A 19,907-nucleotide genomic window follows, 5' to 3' on the forward strand; every position below is an offset into this window, starting at 1 on the left:
CTGGCCCAGGCGCCTCCCGCCGCGCATTGCCGCAACCCGGCAATCTTGACGCGTTCTTGATGCCGGTGGCGGACCCCGGAGGCCGCCGTGCCAGTCTGGGACACCGCGCGTCCGGAATGCGGGACGGCGGCGAGGGGAATCCTGGAGGGGTCGTGACGGAGCGGGAACGGGGCGAGGAGCACCTGGAGGAGTACGCCGGGATACTGGGCCTGATGTGCACGACCGGCCGGGGCCTCCTCCGGGAGGAGCGCGAGGCGCTGCGCTCGTGGGGGGAGCGCGCCGCGGAGGCGGGCATCGGCCTGCGCGTCCTCGTCCGCGCCCATCTCGCCGCCGCCGAGCGGCTGCGTCCCGCACTGCCGCGGGCCTCCGCCGAGCACCTCCTGAGCGCCGTGGAACAGGCCGTCGACGCCTTCGCGGAGGGCCACGAACGAGCCCAGCGTCTGGCGGTCCGTCAGGAGGAGGCCGCACGACGCGAGTTCATCGACGACCTGCTCTACGGACGGAGCGACCTCGGCCGCCTGGCCGAGCGGGCCGAACGCTTCGGCCTGCTCCTCTCCCACGCGCACGCCGTGGCCGTCGCCCAGGGGCGGGAGCCGTACGAGGACGGCTTCGCGGTCACCCGTACCGTCGAGGCCTCGCTCATCGCCCGCTTCGGCAACCGGCGCATCCTGCTCACCACCAAGGACGGGCGGCTGATCTGCGTCGCGCCCGCCGACGAGCCCGATGTGCTCGCCCACTTCGCCAAGCAGGCGTACGCGGCGACCGACGGCGGACAGGTCGCGATCGGCCGCGCGCACCCGGGCCCCGGCGGCGTCGTCCACTCCTACGAGGAGGCCCTCAACGCGCTCGACCTCGCCGCGCGGATGGATCTCGACGATCCGGTCCTGCGCGCCGCCGACCTGCTCGTGTATCCGGTCCTCACCCGGGACCGGCAGGCCATGGCCGACCTCGTGCGCACCGTCCTCGGCCCGCTCCAGGAGGCCCGCGGCGGGGCGGGGCCGCTGCTCGACACCCTCACGGCGTACTTCGACACCGGCTGCACCACCGCCCAGGCGGCCCGCCGTCTCGGTCTGAGCGTGCGGGCGATGACGTACCGGCTCGACCGCATCCACCGGCTGACCGGTGCCGATCCCGGCGACCCGGTGCAGCGCTACACCCTGCAGACCGCCGTCGTCGGAGCCCGGCTCCTGGGCTGGCCGGACCAGCCCCTGTGATCACTCCGCCTCTTCCTCCGTGGCGACCTCGTCCAGTCCCAGGTGACGGCGCAGGGGCGGCTCCTGGGCGAGGACCGCGCCGATGGTGAACGCGAAGGTGATCGCCGCGCACACGACGATCAGCCAGGACAGCATGGTGAGGACGAGTCCGAGGGAGCCGTACTCCGCGAGCGCCTTGTCGAGTGCGGCGGGCATGTAGAGCCGGGCCGTCAGCGAGAGGGCGCTCGTGGCCACCGCCGCCAGGACCGCGCCGGGGAGCAGCGGCAGCCAGGGGACGCGCTTGACCAGCAGCAGGTGCTGCGTCCACATCCAGATGCCGACGCTCACGAGGAAGAAGACCGGGACGCCGAGCCAGAGGCCCGCCCCGAAGCCGTCCCGCAGCGGTCCCTGGACGAGCACCACCAGGAGCAGGGCGAGCAGCCACACCACCCAGCGCCAGACCGCGACCCGGGTCTTCGCCTTGGGCAGGGCCCACGCGCGCTCGCAGACCCGCGCCATGGCCCGGCTGAAGCTGGTGGCGGAGACCAGCGCGACGACCAGTCCGACCGCTCCGGTCGTCTCCCGCAGTTCCTCGTCGCCGGAGCCGTTCAGGACCTTCTGCAGTTCGGCGTCGGACTCGCCGCTCAGTCCGAACATGGCCCGCAGGGAGTCGCACAACTGGTCCCGTACGGCGGCCGGGGCGAACGCCGCCACCGCGAACAGCAGGGGGACGGCGGCCAGGAAGGCCTGGGCCGCGAGTCTGGTGCCCGCGTCCAGCAGGTTCCCGCCCAGCAGCCGGCTCGCGATCTCGGTCAGGACGGGCAGCCGGTGCTCCGCTCTCGCCCGCAGGTGCCGCCAGCGGGCCGCCAGGGCCGCCGCCGTCCGCTTCCCGGGCACCGGGCGCTACGTCCGGAGCTGCGCTTCCCCGTCGGCGTCGGCAGGCTCCGCCGCGAGGAACCGGACCACGGCGAAGGCGAAAAGGAGGACCAGCGCGAGGCCCACGACCACCCAGGCGGTCGGGTGGTCCCAGAGGACGTACACGAGGACCGCCAGCAGGACCAGGATCCAGGTGATCCACGTGCGGTGGCGGCGTACGAAGGGGCCGACGGGGCCCGTCCGCAGTCCGGCCCGGTCCGCCGCGGCGCGGGTCGCGTCGATGCCGGAGTTCCACATGCCGCGGGTGACGACGGCGGGCCGGCTGGGGCCGGTGAGCCAGGCGGCGAGGGCGACCACCAGGCCGAGGACCACCACCATGCGGACCGTGGTGCGCAGGAAGTGGATCAGTGCGTCGTAGACGGACGAGGCGGCGGCCTGCGAGACGTTGTCGGGCAGGGCGTTGAGGTAGACCGTGCGGAAGACGGTCAGCGCGATGCCGAGGACCAGGGCGGCGGCCGCGAGACCGATCGAGGAGGCGATGAGGGTGCGCCGGCGGTGGGTGGAGAGCAGGACTCCCCCGGCCACCAGCAGCAGCGCGAGCACGGGCAGCCAGAGGCCCATGACCTGGAGCAGCCGGAACCAGGTCTTGACCTTGCCGATGTCCTCGGACTTGACGACGGTGAAGTCGGTGTGGACCTCGGGGATCTTGGCGGCCACGGTCAGCCCGGAGTCGATCAGGCGCTGCTTGACCCGTTCGATCACGGGGGCCAGGTCGACGGTCACGGTGTCGTTCTTGATCTGTACGGCTCCGTCGCCGCTTCCCGTCAGGGCGCGGACCACGGAGGTGTGGACGGCCCGGTTGGCATCGGTCCAGACCGTCTCGAAGGCGTCGGAGGCGACGACCTCCTGCGCCTTGTCGTGGACGAAGCCGGCGAGGGCGCTCTCCAGGGACCCGCCGAGCTTGTCGAGTCCCTTGGCGAGCAGCGGGCGTTCCTCGGGGGCGGCCTGCTCCAGGAGGTCCTGGAGGTCGATGTGGTCCATGACCGCGGCGGTCACCCGGTTCGCGACCGCGGCCTGCACGTCGGCGTCGGAGGCGAGCGGGGCGACGGTGGCGACGTACCGGTCGGTGTCGCCGACGATGTCGGACGTCCAGGCGGCGACGATGCCGAGCGGGGCGAGGACGCATCCGATCACGATGAGCACGGCGGCCAGGAAGGAGCGTCCGCGGTGCCGGGGAGCGGGGCGGGCGGCCGCTTCGCCCTCCAGGGCGGCGACCCGTGCGCGCAGCGCGGACAGTTCGTCCGTGTGCTCGTCGTTCCCGGCGTTGTCGTCAGCGGCCACGGGTGCCTCCTCACGGTGTGGACCCAGCCAATCCCGACTGCGCGGCTCCGGCCAGACGGGGCGGATCGAACGGGTGAGACGGCGGGGCGCGGACGGTCGGCACGGGCGTCGCCGGGCGAGGGGGCTGGGGCCTCAGGACGCGAACGGGCCGCGCCCACCGCCCCCTGGGAGGGGCGGTGGGCGCGGCTTCGTCAACGCCCTTAGGGCGGGGCCGTCGGCCTGCTCGGGGAGTGCCGTCGGCCTGCTCAGGCGGGGCCGTCGGCCTGCTCAGGCGGTGGCGGCGCGGGCCTTCGCGCGGAGGCAGGAACCGTAGCCCTGGTCTCCGTAACCGGGGTCGCCGTAGCCCTCGTCCCCGTAGCCGCCGTCCTCGCACGGGTCCTCGCCGCGGCTGTTGTCCAGCCGGGCCACCACGAGCCGCTGGTCGGCATCGAGGGTGTAGGGACCGGTGACCGGGTCGGCCGGCAGGACGTAGCCGTCCGGGACGGCGGTCTCCTTCAGGTAGTAGGTGCCGTAGTCCAGCTCACCGAAGGAGCAGAGCCCCGCCCGGTCGGTGGTGCAGGACGTCCCGACGCGGGTGTCGGGCGAGGTGCCGTCCGTCTGCAGACCGGTGCGGCCGTTGGTCTCCTCCCACAGCTCGAACGTCGCGCCCGGCAGCGGCAGGCCGCTGTCCGCGTCGCTCTTCAGCAGCCTGACGGAGCCGGTGCCGGGCGGAACGGGGGTCCGGCTGTTGGCCGCGGTGACCGAGACGCCCGCCTCGGCGTTCGCCTCGGTCAGGACCAGCGGGCCGAAGACCGCGGGCGACGGCAGGTCGTAGCCGTCCGGCGCCGCCGTCTCCTGCCAGTAGTACGTCCCCGTCTCCACCGTCCGCTCGCACACACCGTCGGCGCCCGTCGTGCACGCCTCACCCACCTGCGCGTCCGCATCCGTCCCCGACGTCTGCAGTCCCGCCGTACCGTTCGACTCCTTCCACAACTGGAAGGTCGCCCCCGGCAGCGCCGCACCCGACGACGCGTCCGTCTTCAGCACCCGCACCTCGCCGGTGACCGTGTTGGTCCCGTCGCAGTTCGGGAGGTCGCCGTTGAAGGGGTAGGCGTGGAACTCCTGGCCGCCGCCGCCCGTCGCGGCGCTGGTGTGGGTGAGGGAGCCCGTGGTGAAGAAGCGGCCGTTGATGCCGGGCAGGGTGACGGTCGTGCTCGACGTCTGGTTCCCGATGAGGAAGCTGCCCTGGAACTGCCCGGTCCCGGCCAGGTCGACCGAGGTGGCGTCGGGGAAGTTCCACAGCAGGCGCTCGCGGTAGGCGTTGAGCGGGTCGGTGTCGTCGTCGATGCCGCCGCTGTACGTGGTCAGCCGGCGCGTCTCGCCGAGGACGTTGACGAGGATCGTCGCGGTGTCGGGGATGTTCGCGAAGACGATGCCCTGCTGGCCGTTCGGGCCCTCCAGGTCGAAGTCGACGTTGAAGACCTGGAGCTGCGAGGTCCCGTCGCCGGTGAAGAGCGTCTGGCCGCCCTGGTTCACCGCCGTTCCGGTGGGCGTCCTGGGGCTGCCGTCGACCCGGGCGTAGCAGCTGCTGGCGGCGGTGAGCTGGTCGCGCAGACCGGCGTACGGCGCGACGGCGTTCGCGTCCTGCACCAGGGTGCCGGTCACCGTGCCGGACACCGCGCCCGCGTGGCGCACGATGCCCTGCTCCTCGACGATGCCTCCCTTGGTGTCGAGCGTCTGGCCGGCGGCGACGGTGACGCCCCCGCCGGTGGTGAGGAAGTCCGATCCGTCGGGCGGGGGGACCCGGGAGCCCACCCCGACGATGCCGAGGTTGTACGTGCCGCCGGCGGCCGCGTCCTTGTTCTGGTCGAAGTCGTCGAGGACCACGACCCGCCCCTCGGCCTCGGCCGCCCGGCCGCGGACGAGGAAGTCGTCGCCGACGAAGATGTTGATCGCGCCGTCGCGTCCGGCGATGGGGCCGTTGTCGATCCCGGGGAACGGGTCGGGGCAGTCCCCGGGGACGCAGGGGCCGAGGCCGCCGGGGAGGGGAGCCGCGAGCGCGGTGGACGCGGTGGGACCGAGCATGAGCGCGGGGACCGCGACGAGGGACACGGCATACGCGAGCCCGGCGGTGCCGGCGCGCCTCCGGGGGCGCGCCGGGCGGCGGTGGGAGTCGGATGTCATGCCGGGAGTCTGTGTTCCCGCTGGTCGGGGCACCACGCGCGGGGCCCGGCGTTGATCCGGTCGGGGGCGGCGATCACTGTTTGGCATGAACGGCGCCTGCCAGATGGAGCAGGAGGACGGGGGTCCCGGCGAAGGGCCGCCACCCGGGGCGACGGGGGACGTGCGTCAGCTGCGGTCTGCCCGTGGCGGGCGGGTGGGCCGCCGGCCGCCGGCGCGTGGGCCCGCCGGCGGCCGGTCGGCGGCGCCCCTCCCCCGGCCCGGTGCTCACCGGCCGGCGTACGGCAGGAGGGCCATCTCCCGGGCGTTCTTGACGGCGGCGGCGAGCAGGCGCTGCTGCTGGGCGGTGACGCGGGTGACGCGGCGGCTGCGGATCTTGCCGCGGTCCGAGACGAATGTGCGCAACAGGTCGGTGTCCTTGTAGTCGATGTACGTGATTCCGGCGGTGTCGAGCGGGTTGGGGCGGCTCTTCACGGGCGTGCGGCGTTCGGGGCGGCGGGTCATGGGGCTCCTCGGGGCTGCGGGGTCGTCGGGGGCGGGCGGTAGGGGTCAGGCGGCGTCGAGCAGCGGGGCGAAGGCGGCGGGGAGGTCCTTCCAGCCGTCCGGTCCCGCCGCGTACTCCTCGTCGGTGAGGAGGCAGGACTCGAGGAGCCGCTCCAGTCCTTCGCGGTCCAGGCCGGGCGAGGTGAAGACGAGGTGCTGGCAGCAGTCGCCGTGCTCGGGATGCCAGTCCAGGGCGGCGGCGGCCCGGCGCATCGGCGGGACCAGCTCCCAGGCGGCGTCCGGCAGGGAGGCGAGCCAGGGGCCGGCGCTCTCCACGCACAGGGCGCCGCCGGCGGCGTCCCAGGCCAGCAGGGTGTCCGGCCGGTCCGCGAGCCAGAACCGGCCCCGGCTGCGGGCGGCCGCGCAGCAGAGGTCCTCCAGCGCGGCGTAGAGGCGCTCGGGGTGGAAGGGGCGTCGGCGGTGCCAGACGAGGGTCGCGACGCCGGCGTCGTCGGCGTCGTGGGGCAGCAGCGCGCAGGCGGGGTGCTGCGCCGCGGCCGCCGCCTCGACGTCGAAGCCGGCGAAGGCGGCCGCGGCGAGCTCGGCCGAGTCGGCCGCCATCCGCCGGGCGGTCGGGTGCAGCTGGGCGAGCAGGGCGCGGTCCTCGTCGTCGGCCTGCCCGTGGTCGACGAGGGCGAGGACGGGCGCGTACTCCAGCTGACGGGCCCAGGTGTCGCCGACGGTGCGCCGGTCGGTGGGTGCGGCGGCGAGGCCCGCGTCGGCGAGGTCGTCGCCGTTGGCGAGGCAGGGCAGGACGAGGGCCGGGTCCACCGCGGTGACGACGTTCGTGAGCACGAGGAGGTCTCCGGAGTGCGCCGCGACGACCTCGGCCATCGTCTTAGGTTCGACCGAGTCCCACAGTTCGACGACGGCGAGCCGCGTCGGGCCGTGGGCCAGCCGCAGCAGCTCCGGTACGAGGTCCTCGCGCAGGGCGCAGCAGGCACAGCCGTCGACCAGCGGTGTCCCGCCCTCGGAGAGGACTCCGCCGGCGTCGCGGACCAGCCGGCGCACCGTGCCGTCGGGGGCGCCGGCGAGGTCGTGGTGGAGGGCGACGCTGCCGGGGACGGTGCGCAGCAGGCGCTCGACGACCTCCTTGCGGGCGTCGGCGTGGATTCCGGCGACGATGACGACGGGCAGCCGGGTGTCGGGTGCCATCAGCGGGCCCCGTAGCGGCGCTCGAAGCGCTCGACGCGTCCGGCGGTGTCCATGACCCGGGCGGTGCCCGTGTAGAAGGGGTGACTGGCCGAGGAGATCTCGACGTCGACGACCGGGTAGGTCCGTCCGTCCTCCCACTCGATCTCCTTGCCGCCGGTCAGCGTGGAGCGGGTGAGGAACGCGAAGCCGGAGGCGGTGTCGCGGAAGACGACGGGGCCGTAGGCGGGGTGGATGCCGGGCTTCATGGCAGGGCCTTTCTTCTCGTGCCGCCGCCGGAGCGGCGGCTGTCCCGTCCGGGGTGTCTCCGTGGTGGCCGGGGCGGGCGGTGGTGGCGGGGTGGGCGGCGTTCCGGGCGGGCGCCGGTTCGGGCGGGCGCCGGTTCGGGGGACCGCCCCACGGCCGCCCGTGCGGATCGCCGTGGGGCGGCCGCGGTCAGCGCTCTTCCCGGAAGTCGACGTGACGGCGGACCGTCGGGTCGTACTTGCGGAGCACCATCCGGTCGGGGTCGTTGCGCCGGTTCTTGCGGGTGACGTAGGTGAAGCCGGTGCCCGCGGTGGAGCGCAGCTTGATGACGGGGCGGATTTCGTTGCGTGCCATGGCGCTAGTATACGACAACGATTTTCATTTCCAACAAGTGGTGGCCACGCCGGCCGCCACGAGAGAACAGGAGCCCCCCGTGTCCGCCCACTGCCAGCTGACCGGCGCCGAGCCCGGCTTCGGCCACCGCGTCTCCCACTCGCACCGGCGCACCCCGCGCCGCTTCGACCCGAACATCCAGCACAAGCGCTACCGGCTGCCCGGCGAGGGCCGGACCGTCCGCCTGACCCTCAGCGCGCGGGCCGTCCGGACCGTGGACCGGATCGGGATCGAGGCGGCCGTCGCCCGGATCAGGGCACGGGGAGGGAAGGTCTGATGGCGAAGCGCAGCAAGATCGTGAGGAACGAGCGGCGCAGGGAGGTCGTCGCGCGCCACGCCGCGCGGCGGGCGGAGCTCAAGGAGGCCCTCCGGCGCCCCTCGTCGACGCCCGAACAGCGCCGGGCCGCCCGGGAGGAGCTGGACCGGCAGCCGCGCGACGCCAGCGCCACCCGGGTCCGCAACCGCGACGCCGTCGACGGCCGGCCCCGCGGCCACCTGCGGAGGTTCGGCCTCTCCCGGATCGACACCCGCCGGCTGGCGCACGCGGGACTGCTGCCCGGAGTGACCAAGTCCTCCTGGTAGCACCGCCGGAGGAGGGCCGTCCGCCTCGCGGGGAGCGGGGCGGTGCGGCCCTCCGCGCGATCCACGGAAAAAACTTTCGCCGGAGCTGAATCCTCTGGGGACCCCGCCGTCTCTTATGTGTGTACCGGCCGAACGGGCCGGCGAGGCAACAGGAGGAACACAATGGTCACGGCCCTCGTAGTCATCGGAGTCCTGCTCGTGGGCGCGTGCAGCTGGCACCTCATGCGGCGCTTCAAGAGCCGAAGCTGACGAGTGCCTGCGCGCGAGGCGCCCGCCGGGTATGAGTAGCCACATGAACCCACGTTTCTCCTGGCCGGACGAGCGGCTGATCAAGGCCGCTCAGGACGGCGACGTCACGTCGCTCACCACCGTCGTCATGGAATCGCAGCCCCATGTGCGCAAGTTCGCCAACTCGCTGTGCGCCTCACCCCAGGACGCCGAGGACGCGGCGCAGGAGGCGCTGATCATCCTCTACCGGAAGATCGGCAGCCTGCGCGCCACCGGCGCGCTCGCCTCATGGATGTTCCGGATCGTGCGCAACGAATGCCTCCGGCAGGTGCGGCTGCTCGTCCGTCGCACCGACGAACCGTCGCCCGGGCCGGAGGGCTCCGCGGAGCCCTCCGCCGAGGAGGCGGTGCTGCACAGGCTGGAGGTGGAGCGGATCGCGGCCGCGGTCGGCGCCCTGCCCCGCGACCAGCGGCAGGTCCTGATCATGCGGGACGTGCAGGGCCTGCCCGGCCGGACCGTGGCTCATTCCCTCGGTCTGAGCAACGCCGCGATGAAGTCCCGGCTGCACCGGGCGCGCGCGGCGGTCCGTCAGTCACTGGAAACGATCGACCAAGCACCCGATGAGGCCACCGACAAGGCGGCCTGATCGAGCCAACGACCACCTCGTCGGAGGAGAGTCACGACCGTGAACATCGTGAAGCCCGCCCAGGGCGACCAGATCCGGGTCAGCAAGAAGGCCCCGGCGAACGACCTGAACTTCGCCAGCAAGTCCGTCCCGCGCCACCTGGCGCGCGGTGCCATCGGCTTCGGGCTGATCATCGGCTCGATCGCCATGGTGCCCGTCGCCGGACCGGCCACCCTGCTCGCGGCCCCGCTGGCGCTCATCGCCTTCCGCGGCTGCCCCACCTGCTGGATGGTCGGTCTGGCGCAGACGATCTCGCGCGGCCGGCTGGAGCGGCAGTGCGTGGACGGGGTCTGCACCCTCACCAAGGCGGACCCGGCGGCGAAGGCCGCGGGCGAGCCGGCGGCCGAAGGAAGCGTCCCGGCCGCTTCCCGGTGAGCGGTCCACGGCAGGCCCGAGGACCGGTGGACGGGTGGCGCGCGCCGCCACCCGACGGCTTCCCCGCGGTCGGGGAGCCAGGTCTTCCGGACGCCGGGTCCGGCTGATTCTCGCCCTTGCCGAATGACCGGGGCGAGAGCGCCGGGCCGGGGCGTCACAGGGCGCCGGAATGCCCGCCGTTCCCCGTCGGCACACTTCTTCCGGGGAGGGAAAGCACCGTGCTGCGCTCGTACGGGATGTTTCCCATCGGTTAACCCGGCAGGTACGCGACACAGGCCCCCGATGCCGCTCCCCCCGATTACCGGCATATTGATTCCTGAACCAACTCCCGCGCCCTGGCCATTGGTTTACGGAGCGCCGACTCGATGCTAGGGTCCGAATTGAGATTGAGTCAGGCTGGGCCGCCGAGTCGGCCGTGCCGTTGATCGTGCTTCACGGGGGGAGCAACAACATCATGATCCGCCATGCCCAAATTCAGGCGGCAGCAACGCCATCACACAGCGCGGCACGAGGATCTTCCGGCGGTGCGGCGGAGAACCAGGAGCCGACGGTCCAGGAAAGACCGTCGCAGCAGGTGCCGGGCGGGAGCGACGACCGGACGGTCGCCGTCGTCGGACTTTCCTGCCGCTTTCCCGGCGGGGCGAACCCCGCCGAATTCTGGGACCTCCTCAGGAACGGCCGCGATGCCATTGCCGCGCCGCCCGCCGATCGCGCACATCTCGCCTCCCTCGGCGACGGGTCCCCGCGCCCCGGTGGATTTCTGCCCCGGGTGGATGCGTTCGATGCGGATTTCTTCGGTATTTCTCCGCGTGAAGCGGCCGCGATGGACCCGCAGCAGCGCCTCGTCCTCGAACTGGCCTGGGAGGCCCTGGAGGACTCCGGCATCGTCCCGGCCGATCTCGCCGACACCGCCACCGGCGTCTTCATGGGCGCGATCGCCGACGACTACACGGCCGTGACCCACGCCGCCGGCCCCTCCGCCACCTCGGCGCACACCGTGACGGGACTCCACCGGGGCATCATCGCCAACCGGGTCTCGTACGTCCTGGGGCTCCGCGGACCGAGCATGGTCGTCGACACCGCGCAGTCGTCCGCGCTGGTCGCAGTGCATCTGGCCTGCGAGAGTCTGCGCCGCGGCGAGTCCGTCGTGGCACTCGCCGGCGGCGTCAACCTCAACCTCGCACCGGAGAGCACCCACGCCCTGGCCGCCTTCGGCAGCCTCTCGCCCGACGGGCGATGTCACACCTTGGACGCCCGGGCGAACGGGTACGTGCGGGGCGAGGGCGGCGGGGTGGTGGCACTGAAACTCCTCAGCCGGGCCCTGGCCGACGGGGATCGCATCCACTGCGTGCTGCACGGCGGCGCCGTCGGCAGCGACGGCGCGAGCGACACTCTCCCCACTCCCAACGGAAAAGCCCAGGAAAGCGTGATACGCGATGCCTGGGACAATGCGCGAATACCCTTGGAACAAGCACAGTACGTAGAAATACACGGATCGGGCACACGGGTCGGCGACCCCATCGAAGCAGCTGCTCTGGGCGCCGTTTTCGCCTCCTCCCGCTCTCCGGAGAATCCTCTCAGGCTCGGGTCCGTCAAGACCAATATCGGTCACCTCGAAGGCGCATCGGGTATCGCGGGCCTCGTCAAGACGATTCTCTGCCTCTCCGCGCGGGAGCTCGTCCCGACCCTCAACTTCGAGACGCCCCACCCGCAGATCCCTTTCGCCGATCTCCGGATCGCCGCCGCGACGGAAACCGGCCCCTGGCCGCATCCCGACGGACCTCTGATCGCCGGTGTGACCTCCATCGGAATGGGCGGGACCAACTGCCACCTGGTGCTCGGATCGCGGCCGGAGAACGACGCGGCAACCGTCGGTATCGCGCCACAACAGCCGAACTCCCCGGCCGGTTCCGATTCTTCCGGGCCTTCACAGCCGCTCGCCTGGGTCCTTTCCGGACGTACCGACAAGGCCCTCCGGGCACAGGCGGACCGCTTACGCGTCTTTCTCGCCGGACACCCCGATCTCGGCGCGGCCGATATCGCCCGTTCCCTCGCGCACCACCGCACCGTCTTCGGCCACCGGGCCGTCCTGGTCGGATCCGGCCGCGACGAACTCCTGGCCGCCGTGGACGCGGTCGCCGACGCGGGTGTGCACCGCGGGGCGGTGGCCGGAAGCAGCCACGAGGCCGTCCGCCGGGCCGTGTTCGTCTTCCCCGGCCAGGGCTCGCAGTGGGCGGGCATGGCCGCCGAACTCCTCGACACCGCACCCGTCTTCGCCCGGGTCGTCGAGGACTGCGAGCGGGCGCTGAGCCCGTACCGCGACTGGTCGCTCACCGATGTGCTGCGCGGACGCCCCGGCGCACCCGCACTCGACCGCGACGACGTCGTCCAGCCGGCCCTCTGGGCGGTGATGGTCGCGCTGGCCGCGCTGTGGCGGGCGGCGGGGGTCGAACCGGCCGCGGTCGTCGGCCACTCGCAGGGCGAGATCGCGGCGGCCACCGTCAGCGGCGCCCTCACCCTCGACGACGCGGCCCGCCTGGTCGCCGTGCGGAGCGCGGCGCTCGGCGCGCTGGCCGGACGCGGCGGCGGCATGCTGACCGTCTCGCTGCCCGCCGACCGGGTGCGCGAAGACCTCGTGTCACATCCGGGGTTGAGCGTCGCCGCCGTCAACTCCCCCGGCATGACCGTGGTCGCCGGCGACGGTGCCGACCTGGACTCCCTGGCCGCCCGGTACGGCGAGGACGTCCGTACCCGGCGCGTCCCGGTCGCCTACGCCTCGCACAGCCCGCACGTCGACGCCGTGCGCGACACCCTGCCGGCCGAGCTGGCCGGCATCGCACCGCGTACCGGAGTCGTACCGCTGCACTCGACGGTGACCGCCACGGTCCTCGACGGGTCCGAGCTGGACGTCGACTACTGGTACCGGAACCTGCGGGAGACCGTGCGGTTCGAGCCCGCCGTGCGGGGACTGCTCGCCGCGGGGCACGAGCTGTTCATCGAGATGAGCCCGCACCCCGTGCTCGCACTCGCCGTCCAGCAGACGGCGGAGGCCGCCGACCTGCCGGTCGCCGCGCTCGGCACCCTGCGCCGCGACGAGGGCGGCCGGCAGCGGCTCCTGTCGGCGTTCGGCGAGGCGTTCTGCCACGGCGCGGACGTGGACTGGTCCGCCGTCCTGCCCGCCGGCGCCACCCGTGCCGAGCTGCCGACGTACGCCTTCCAGCGGCGGCGCCACTGGATCACGGCCGAGTCCGATCCGCTCGGTCCGCCGTCGGCGGGCACCGCGCCGGCACACTCGGCGGGCGTGCCCCTGCCGGAGGCCGCCGGGGAGACGCCGGACGCCTCCGACGGCGAACCGGCCCGCACGCTGACCGGGCCCGCCGCCCTGGAGCTGGTCCGGGCGCACACCGCCGCCGTGCTCCGCTACGACTCGCCCGCCGAGATCGAACCGCGGCGGACGTTCAAGGAACTGGGCATCGACTCGGTGACCGTCGTCGAGCTGCGCAACCGCCTCGTCGCCGCCACCGGCCGCAGACTCCCCGCCACCGTGGTCTACGACCACCCCAGCCCCGCCGCCCTGGCCGCCCTGCTGGCCGGGGGCGGGCACGACACCGCGGCCCCCGAGGACCGCGCGGGCCGGGACGACGATCCGATCGTGATCGTCGGGATGGGCTGCCGCTTCCCCGGTGGGGTGGACTCGCCCGAGGGCCTGTGGCAGGTCGTCGCCGAGCAGCGCGACGTCGTCTCGGGCTTCCCGACGGACCGGGGCTGGGACCTCGACGGGCTCTACCATCCCGACCCGGCGCATGTGGGCACCACGTATGTCCGCGACGGCGGGTTCCTGGCGGGGGCGGCGGAGTTCGACGCCGAGCTGTTCGGGATCTCCCCTCGTGAGGCGCTGGCGATGGACCCGCAGCAGCGCGCCTTCCTGGAGACCTGCTGGGAGGCCCTGGAGCGGGCGGGAATCGCCCCGGACTCCCTGCGCGGCACACAGGCGGGCGTGTTCGCCGGTGTCATGGCGCAGGAGTACGGTCCGCGGTTGGGTGAGGCGGCGGCGGGTACGGCCGGATTCGGACTGACCGGCACCACATCGAGCGTCGCCTCCGGCCGCGTCGCCTACACCCTCGGCCTCCAAGGCCCCGCACTCACCGTCGACACCGCCTGCTCCTCCTCCCTCGTCGCCCTCCACCTCGCCGTCCAAGCCCTCCGCTCCGGCGAATGCACCCTCGCCCTCGCCGGCGGCGTCACCATCATGTCCACCCCCGGCATCTTCATCGAGTTCTCCCGCCAACGCGGCCTCGCCACCGACGGACGCTGCAAGTCCTTCTCCGCGGACGCCGACGGCACCGCCTGGGCCGAAGGCGTCGGCGTCCTCGTCGTCGAACGACTCTCCGACGCCCGCCGACTCGGACACGACGTCCTCGCCGTCGTCGCCGGGACCGCCGTCAACCAGGACGGCGCCTCCAACGGACTCACCGCCCCCAGCGGCCCCGCCCAAGAACGCGTCATCCGCGCCGCAGCAACCGACGCCGGCATCACCCTCACCGACGTCGACGCCGTCGAAGCCCACGGCACCGGAACCGTCCTCGGCGACCCCATCGAAGCCCAAGCACTCCTCGCCACCTACGGCAGCACCCGCGAAAACGGCCGACCCCTCATGCTCGGCTCCCTCAAATCCAACCTCGGCCACGCCCAAGCCGCCGCAGGCGTCGGCGGCGTCATCAAAATGGTCATGGCCCTCCAACACGGCCAACTCCCCGCCACCCTCAACGTCAGCAAGCCCAGCGAACTCGTCGACTGGGAAACCGGCGGCGTCGAAGTCCTCACCACACCCCGACCCTGGCCCACCACCCAAGACAAGGTCCGCCGCGCCGGCATCTCCTCCTTCGGCATCAGCGGCACCAACGCCCACGTCATCCTCGCCGAAGCCCCCACCACCCAACCGGCCGCTGTGTCCGGAGTCGAGTCCGGGAACGACGGCTCGCCCCTGTGGGTCCTGTCCGGCCGGACCGAGGCGGCGCTGCGCGCCCAGGCCACCGCGCTCGCCGACGCGCTGGGCGCCCGCGACGAGGTGGCGGTCCGCGACCTGGGCCGCTCCCTGGCCACCACCCGTACGGCGCTTGAGCACCGGGCGGCCGTCACCGCCGAGGACCGTTCCGAGGCCGTCGAGGCGCTAGCCGCGCTCGGCCGCGGCGGGACGCACTCCGCCCTGGCCCTCGGCACGGCCCGCCCCGACGACGGGCTCGCCTACCTGTTCACCGGTCAGGGCAGCCAGCGCGTCGGCATGGGAAGCGAGTTGTACGCGAGCGAGCCGGTCTTCGCCGCAGCCCTCGACGAGGTGTGCGCGGAACTCGACGCGCGCCGCGACGCGTTGCCCGGGACATCGCCGATCCGCGACGTGATGTTCGGCGACGCCGAGGCGCTGAACCGGACCGAGAACACGCAGTGCGCGCTCTTCGCCCTCCAGGTGGCGCTGTTCCGGCTGCTCGAACACCGTGGCCTGGCCCCGGACGCCGTCCTGGGCCACTCCATCGGCGAGTTCGCCGCCGCCCACGTCGCCGGGATCCTCACCCTGCCGGACGCCTGCACCCTCGTCGCCGCGCGCGGTCGTCTCATGCAGGCGCTGCCGGCCGGCGGCGCCATGCTGGCCGTGCAGGCCTCGCAGGAGGAGGTGCTCCCGCTGCTCGAAGGCCGCGGGCACGAGCTGAGCGTCGCCGCCGTCAACGGCCCCCTGGCCGTCGTCGTCTCCGGTGACGTCGAGGCGGTCGAGCAGGTCGCCGAGGCGTTCGCCGCGGCGGGCCGCAAGACGCGCCGGCTCGTCGTCAGCCACGCCTTCCACTCGCACCGCATGGACGGGATGCTCGACGCGTTCGCGGCCGTCACCGCCGGCGTCGCCTACGCGGAGCCCCGCATCACCATGGTGTCCACCGTCACCGGCGCCCCCGTCGAGGTCACCGCCGACTACTGGGTGCGGCAGGTCCGCCGGGAAGTGCGGATGTCAGACGGGCTCGCGGCGCTGCACGGCCTCGGGATGCGGACCTTCCTCGAACTCGGCCCGGACGGCGTGCTGTCGGGCCTGGGCGGGGACTGCCTGGACGACGACGCGCTCGCGTTCGTGCCCGTGCTGCGCCGCGGCCGGGCCGAGGACCGCACCCTGGCGGCCGCGCTCGGCACCCTGCACGTCCGCGGGCGCGGCCCGGACTGGAACGCCGTGTTCGGCCCGGGGCCCACGCCCGGCCTGCCCACGTACGCCTTCCAGCGGGAGCGGTACTGGCTGACCGCGGGCGGCGCCGAGGGGGCGGCCGGTCACCCGCTGCTCGGCCCCGCCGTCGAACTCGCCGCGTCCGGGCAGGTCGTGCTGACCGCCCGGCTGGGCCGCCGCACCCACCCCTGGCTCGCCGACCACGCGGTCCTCGGTGCGGTCCTGCTGCCCGGCACCGCGTTCCTCGAACTCGCCGGCCGCGCGGGCTCGGCCACCGGGACGCCACGGGTCGCCGAACTGACCCTGCTGGCCCCGCTGGTCGTGCCCGAGGAGGGCCGCATCGAGGCGCAGGTCGTCGTGGCCGCGCCCGACGCGGACGGGCAGCGGGCGGTCACCGTGCACGCCCGCGCCGAGACGCCGGACGGCGCGGTCGAGCCGTGGGCCCTGCACGCCACCGGCGTGCTCGCCCCGCACGACCCCGCCGACGCGACCGCGGCGGTCCCGTACCCCGGCGAGGGCGAGCCTCCGGCCGTCGACGGGTGCTACGACGAGCTGGCCGCCGCCGGGTACGCCTACGGGCCGGTCTTCCAGGGCCTGCGCGCCGCGTGGCGGCAGGGCGAGGACCTCGTCGCCGAGGTCGCGCTGCCGCCGTCGGTGACCGACGCCGCGTCGTACGGACTGCACCCGGCACTGCTCGACGCGGCCCTGCACCCGATCGTCATGACGGCCCTCGACGACGGCAACCGCCGTCTGCTGCCGTTCTCCTGGCACGGCGTGACCGTGCGCCGGCCCGGCGTCCGCGCCGCCCGCGCCGTGATCACCGCCACCGGACCGGACGCGGTGTCGCTGACCCTGTTCGACGAGTCCCGCGCGGTGGTCGCCGAGGTGGGGGAGCTCGTGCTGCGCCCGGTCGGCGACGAGGTGGCCGTACCGCGGTCCCTGCTCCGGCTGGACTGGGTCCCGGCCGCGGCGGACCCCGGAGCGGTCCCGTCGGCCGTCGCCCTCGGCTCCGCGGACCTGGGCGCCGGCGCGCCGTACGCCGATCTCGCGGCCCTCGGCCGGGCCATCGACGAGGGGCTTCCCGCTCCCGCGGTGGTCCTCGCGCCGCTCACCGGCCTCGGCGCCCGCGGTGACGACGCGGGCGCCGGAGACGCCCCCCTCGGCCCGCCGACCGTCGTGCACCGGGCACTGGCCCTGCTCCGGGAGTGGCTGTCCGACGACCGCCTCGGGGACTCCCGGCTGGTGCTCGTCACCCGGTCCGCCGTGGCCACGACGGCGGACGCCGACGTGGACCCCGACGCCGCCTCCGTGTGGGGTCTGGCCCGCTCGGCGCAGACCGAGAACCCCGGACGCGTCGGACTCCTCGACGTGGAGTCGCTCGCGGACTGCCGTACCGCACTGCCGCTCGTGGCGGGCGAGCCGCAACTCGCCGTGCGCGAGGGCGAGTCGCTGGTGCCGATGCTGGGCCGGGCGACGGCGGGCGGCGCGCTGGTGCCCCCGGCCGGGGGCACCGCCTGGCGGCTCGGGGTCCGTGAGCGCGGGACCCTGGACCACCTGGCGCTCGAACCCTGCCCGGAGGCGCGGGCCCCGCTGGCCGACGGCGAGGTGCGCATCGCCGTGCGCGCCGCCGGCGTCAACTTCCGCGACGTCCTGAACACGCTCGGCCTCTACCCCGGCGACCCCGGTCTGCTCGGCCTCGAAGGGGCCGGCGTGGTCACCGAGGTCGGCCCCGGTGTCACCGCCCTCGGCGTCGGCGACCGGGTCATGGGCCTGTTCTCCGGGGCGTTCGGCCCGGTCGCCGTCGCCGACCACCGGCGGGTCGCCGCCATGCCCGCCGACTGGACGTTCGCGCAGGCGGCGTCCGCGCCCATCGTGTTCCTCACCGCCTACCACGCCCTGGTGGACCTCGCCGGGCTGTCCGCGGGCGAGCGCGTCCTGATCCACGCCGCCGCGGGCGGCGTCGGGATGGCCGCCGTCCAGCTCGCCCGGCACCTCGGGGCGGAGGTGTACGGCACGGCGGGGCCCGGCAAGTGGGACGCCCTGCGGCCGCTGGGCCTGGAGGGCGCCCACCTGGCGTCGTCCCGCACCCTGGACTTCGAGCCCGCGTTCGCCGCGGCCACCGGGGGCCGCGGCATGGACGTCGTACTGAACTCGCTCGCCGGCGAGTTCGTCGACGCCTCCCTGCGGCTGCTGCCCGGCGGCGGCCGCTTCGTGGAGATGGGCAAGACCGACCTGCGCGATCCGGCGCGAGTCGCCGCCGATCACCCGGGCGTGGCCTACGGCTTCTTCGACCTGCTGCAGGAGACGACCGACCGCATCGCCGCCCTCCTCACGGACGTCCTCGCGCTGCTGTCGTCGGGCGCGCTCACGCCGCTTCCGCTGAGCACCTGGGACGTCCGCCGGGCCCCGGAGGCGTTCCGCCACGTCAGCCAGGCACGGCACATCGGCAAGGTGGTCCTCACCCTGCCCCCGGCCCTCGACCCGGACGGCACCGTCCTCGTCACCGGCGCCACCGGCGCGCTGGGCGGGCTCGTCGCCCGGCACCTGGTCGCCGAGCACGGTGCCCGACGCCTGCTCCTGGTCAGCCGCCGCGGGCCCGACGCGCCGGACGCCCTGGAGCTGGCCGCCGAGCTCACCGCCGCGGGTGCCGACGTCACCCTCGCCGCCTGCGACACCGCCGACCGCGAGGCGCTCGCGCGCCTCCTCGACGGCGTGCGGCTCACCGCCGTCGTCCACGCGGCGGGCGTGCTCGACGACGGGGTGATCACCGCACTCACCCCGGACCGTCTGGACACCGTCCTCGCGGCGAAGGCGACCGCGGCCCGGAACCTGCACGAGCTGACCGCGGACCAGGACCTCGCGGCCTTCGTCCTCTTCTCCTCCGTCATGGGGGTCCTCGGAGGCGCCGGCCAGGGCAACTACGCCGCGGCCAACACCTACCTCGACGCCCTGGCCCAGTACCGCAGGGCCCGGCGCCTTCCCGCACTGTCCCTGGCCTGGGGCATGTGGGCGGACACCGCGGGACGACCGGGAGCCGCCGGCATGGCGGGCTCGCTGTCCGAGGCCGACCGGCGCCGGCTCGCCCGCACGGGGCTCGCTCCCATCGACCGGACCGAGGGTCTGGCCCTGCTGGACGCGGCACTGCGCCTGGACGCCGCCGTGCTCGTACCCGCTCCGCTCGACCGGGCCGCCCTCGGCACGCTGGGCGACCGGCTGCCGGCCGTGCTGCGGGACCTGGCGCCGACCGCGCCGCGCCCCTCCGGGGCGGCGGCCGCCGCCCCGGCCCCCACGACCGCGACCCTCCGCGACCGGCTCTCCCCCCTGGGGCGGGCCGAGCGGGAGGAACTGCTCCTGGACCTCGTCCGGGCGCAGACCGCCGCGGTGCTCGGCCGCTCCTCCGCGTCCGGCATTCCCGCCGACCGGTCCTTCAAGGACCTGGGCTGCGACTCGCTGACGCTCGTGGAGCTGCGCAACAGGCTGCAGACCAGCGCCGATCTGCGGCTGCCCGCCACCTTCCTCTTCAACCACCCCACGCCGACGGCCGTCGTGGCCCGGCTGCTCACCGAACTCGCCCCGGCCGAACCGGACCCCGTCAGCTCGGCCGATCCGGACGCCGTGCCGGGTCTGGTCGCACTCGACGGTCTCGAAGCGGCCCTGGCCGATCTGCCGGTGGACACCCGGGACGACGTCCGGGACGAGATCGTCCAGCGGCTCCAGGCCCTGGTCGCCCGCGTCCCGGCCCAGCGGACCCGGTCCGCCGAACAGGATCTGGCCGCGCGGGTCGAGTCGGCCTCGGTCGACGAGCTCCTCGCGTTCATCGACTCCGAACTCTGACCGCCACTCCCCCTCCCACCACGACTCCATCTGCGCTCCGCACGGACCGGACCCCGGTCCGCCCTTCCTGTCCGCCGCGCGCGGCACGCCCCGGCACGTC

General features: G+C 74.2%; 13 protein-coding genes. 6 read left to right on the top strand and 7 right to left on the bottom strand.

Annotated elements, in window-relative coordinates:
* Positions 1 to 212 precede the first annotated feature (212 nt).
* The gene (locus tag ACF09E_RS11250) at positions 213 to 1,214 is read left to right on the top strand and encodes a PucR family transcriptional regulator (protein ID WP_392205021.1); all 1,002 of its coding nucleotides are present in this window, start codon (positions 213 to 215) and stop codon (positions 1,212 to 1,214) included.
* On the opposite strand, the gene ACF09E_RS11255 is transcribed toward ACF09E_RS11250, so the two are convergent.
* The 7 genes from ACF09E_RS11255 to rpmG all read right to left on the bottom strand — a co-directional run bounded on the left by ACF09E_RS11255 (position 1,215) and on the right by rpmG (position 7,865).
* Positions 1,215 to 2,090 (bottom strand): YhjD/YihY/BrkB family envelope integrity protein, encoded by an 876-nt coding sequence (locus tag ACF09E_RS11255; RefSeq protein WP_392204901.1) that lies wholly within the window; start codon positions 2,088 to 2,090, stop codon positions 1,215 to 1,217. It lies immediately after the preceding gene.
* Between the two features lie 6 nt (positions 2,091 to 2,096).
* Positions 2,097 to 3,410, bottom strand: a complete 1,314-nt coding sequence (locus ACF09E_RS11260; protein WP_392204903.1) for a hypothetical protein — start codon at positions 3,408 to 3,410, stop codon at positions 2,097 to 2,099.
* A gap of 267 nt (positions 3,411 to 3,677) precedes the next feature.
* Entirely contained in the window at positions 3,678 to 5,573 is a 1,896-nt protein-coding gene (locus ACF09E_RS11265) for a choice-of-anchor A family protein (protein ID WP_392204904.1), read from the bottom strand.
* Positions 5,574 to 5,837: 264 nt separating this feature from the next.
* Positions 5,838 to 6,074 (bottom strand): 30S ribosomal protein S18, encoded by a 237-nt coding sequence (gene rpsR, locus ACF09E_RS11270; protein WP_392204906.1) that lies wholly within the window; start codon positions 6,072 to 6,074, stop codon positions 5,838 to 5,840.
* A 45-nt stretch (positions 6,075 to 6,119) separates the two neighbouring features.
* Positions 6,120 to 7,268 carry a CobW family GTP-binding protein gene (locus tag ACF09E_RS11275; RefSeq protein ID WP_392204907.1) on the bottom strand — a complete coding sequence of 383 codons (1,149 nt, stop codon included), beginning with the start codon at positions 7,266 to 7,268 and terminating at the stop codon, positions 6,120 to 6,122.
* Complete coding sequence (locus ACF09E_RS11280; RefSeq protein WP_392204908.1) at positions 7,268 to 7,513, bottom strand: type B 50S ribosomal protein L31; 246 nt, start codon at positions 7,511 to 7,513, stop codon at positions 7,268 to 7,270. Before ACF09E_RS11280 ends, ACF09E_RS11275 begins: the two co-directional genes overlap by 1 nt.
* A 187-nt stretch (positions 7,514 to 7,700) precedes the next feature.
* Complete coding sequence (gene rpmG, locus ACF09E_RS11285) at positions 7,701 to 7,865, bottom strand: 50S ribosomal protein L33 (protein WP_392204909.1); 165 nt, start codon at positions 7,863 to 7,865, stop codon at positions 7,701 to 7,703.
* A 79-nt stretch (positions 7,866 to 7,944) separates the two neighbouring features.
* Between rpmG and rpmB the strand changes: the two genes are divergently transcribed.
* From rpmB to ACF09E_RS11310, 5 genes are all read left to right on the top strand, one after another.
* The gene (gene rpmB, locus ACF09E_RS11290) at positions 7,945 to 8,181 is read left to right on the top strand and encodes a 50S ribosomal protein L28 (RefSeq protein WP_392204910.1); all 237 of its coding nucleotides are present in this window, start codon (positions 7,945 to 7,947) and stop codon (positions 8,179 to 8,181) included.
* Positions 8,181 to 8,486, top strand: a complete 306-nt coding sequence (gene rpsN, locus ACF09E_RS11295; RefSeq protein WP_392204911.1) for a 30S ribosomal protein S14 — start codon at positions 8,181 to 8,183, stop codon at positions 8,484 to 8,486. The genes rpmB and rpsN overlap by 1 nt, the downstream gene beginning before the upstream one ends.
* Positions 8,487 to 8,778: 292 nt before the next feature.
* Positions 8,779 to 9,360, top strand: a complete 582-nt coding sequence (locus ACF09E_RS11300) for an RNA polymerase sigma factor (RefSeq protein WP_392204912.1) — start codon at positions 8,779 to 8,781, stop codon at positions 9,358 to 9,360.
* A gap of 48 nt (positions 9,361 to 9,408) precedes the next feature.
* The gene (locus ACF09E_RS11305) at positions 9,409 to 9,774 is read left to right on the top strand and encodes a hypothetical protein (protein WP_392205022.1); all 366 of its coding nucleotides are present in this window, start codon (positions 9,409 to 9,411) and stop codon (positions 9,772 to 9,774) included.
* 454 nt (positions 9,775 to 10,228) lie between these two features.
* Positions 10,229 to 19,807, top strand: coding sequence for a type I polyketide synthase (locus ACF09E_RS11310; RefSeq protein ID WP_392205023.1), 9,579 nt, complete (start codon positions 10,229 to 10,231; stop codon positions 19,805 to 19,807).
* Positions 19,808 to 19,907: the final 100 nt, after the last annotated feature.

The sequence above is a fragment of the Streptomyces sp. NPDC014891 genome (genome assembly GCF_043081085.1).
Taxonomy (GTDB): Bacteria; Actinomycetota; Actinomycetes; order Streptomycetales; family Streptomycetaceae; genus Streptomyces.

What these genes read in the sequence shown, in the direction of transcription:
- ACF09E_RS11250 (WP_392205021.1), top strand. Translation starts at nt 213, where the DNA reads ATGTGCACGACCGGCCGGGGCCTCCTCCGGGAGGAGCGCGAGGCGCTG.
- ACF09E_RS11265 (WP_392204904.1), bottom strand. Translation starts at nt 5,573, where the DNA reads ATGACATCCGACTCCCACCGCCGCCCGGCGCGCCCCCGGAGGCGCGCC.
- rpsR (WP_392204906.1), bottom strand. Translation starts at nt 6,074, where the DNA reads ATGACCCGCCGCCCCGAACGCCGCACGCCCGTGAAGAGCCGCCCCAAC.
- ACF09E_RS11275 (WP_392204907.1), bottom strand. Translation starts at nt 7,268, where the DNA reads ATGGCACCCGACACCCGGCTGCCCGTCGTCATCGTCGCCGGAATCCAC.
- ACF09E_RS11280 (WP_392204908.1), bottom strand. Translation starts at nt 7,513, where the DNA reads ATGAAGCCCGGCATCCACCCCGCCTACGGCCCCGTCGTCTTCCGCGAC.
- rpmG (WP_392204909.1), bottom strand. Translation starts at nt 7,865, where the DNA reads ATGGCACGCAACGAAATCCGCCCCGTCATCAAGCTGCGCTCCACCGCG.
- rpsN (WP_392204911.1), top strand. Translation starts at nt 8,181, where the DNA reads ATGGCGAAGCGCAGCAAGATCGTGAGGAACGAGCGGCGCAGGGAGGTC.
- ACF09E_RS11300 (WP_392204912.1), top strand. Translation starts at nt 8,779, where the DNA reads ATGAACCCACGTTTCTCCTGGCCGGACGAGCGGCTGATCAAGGCCGCT.
- ACF09E_RS11310 (WP_392205023.1), top strand. Translation starts at nt 10,229, where the DNA reads ATGATCCGCCATGCCCAAATTCAGGCGGCAGCAACGCCATCACACAGC.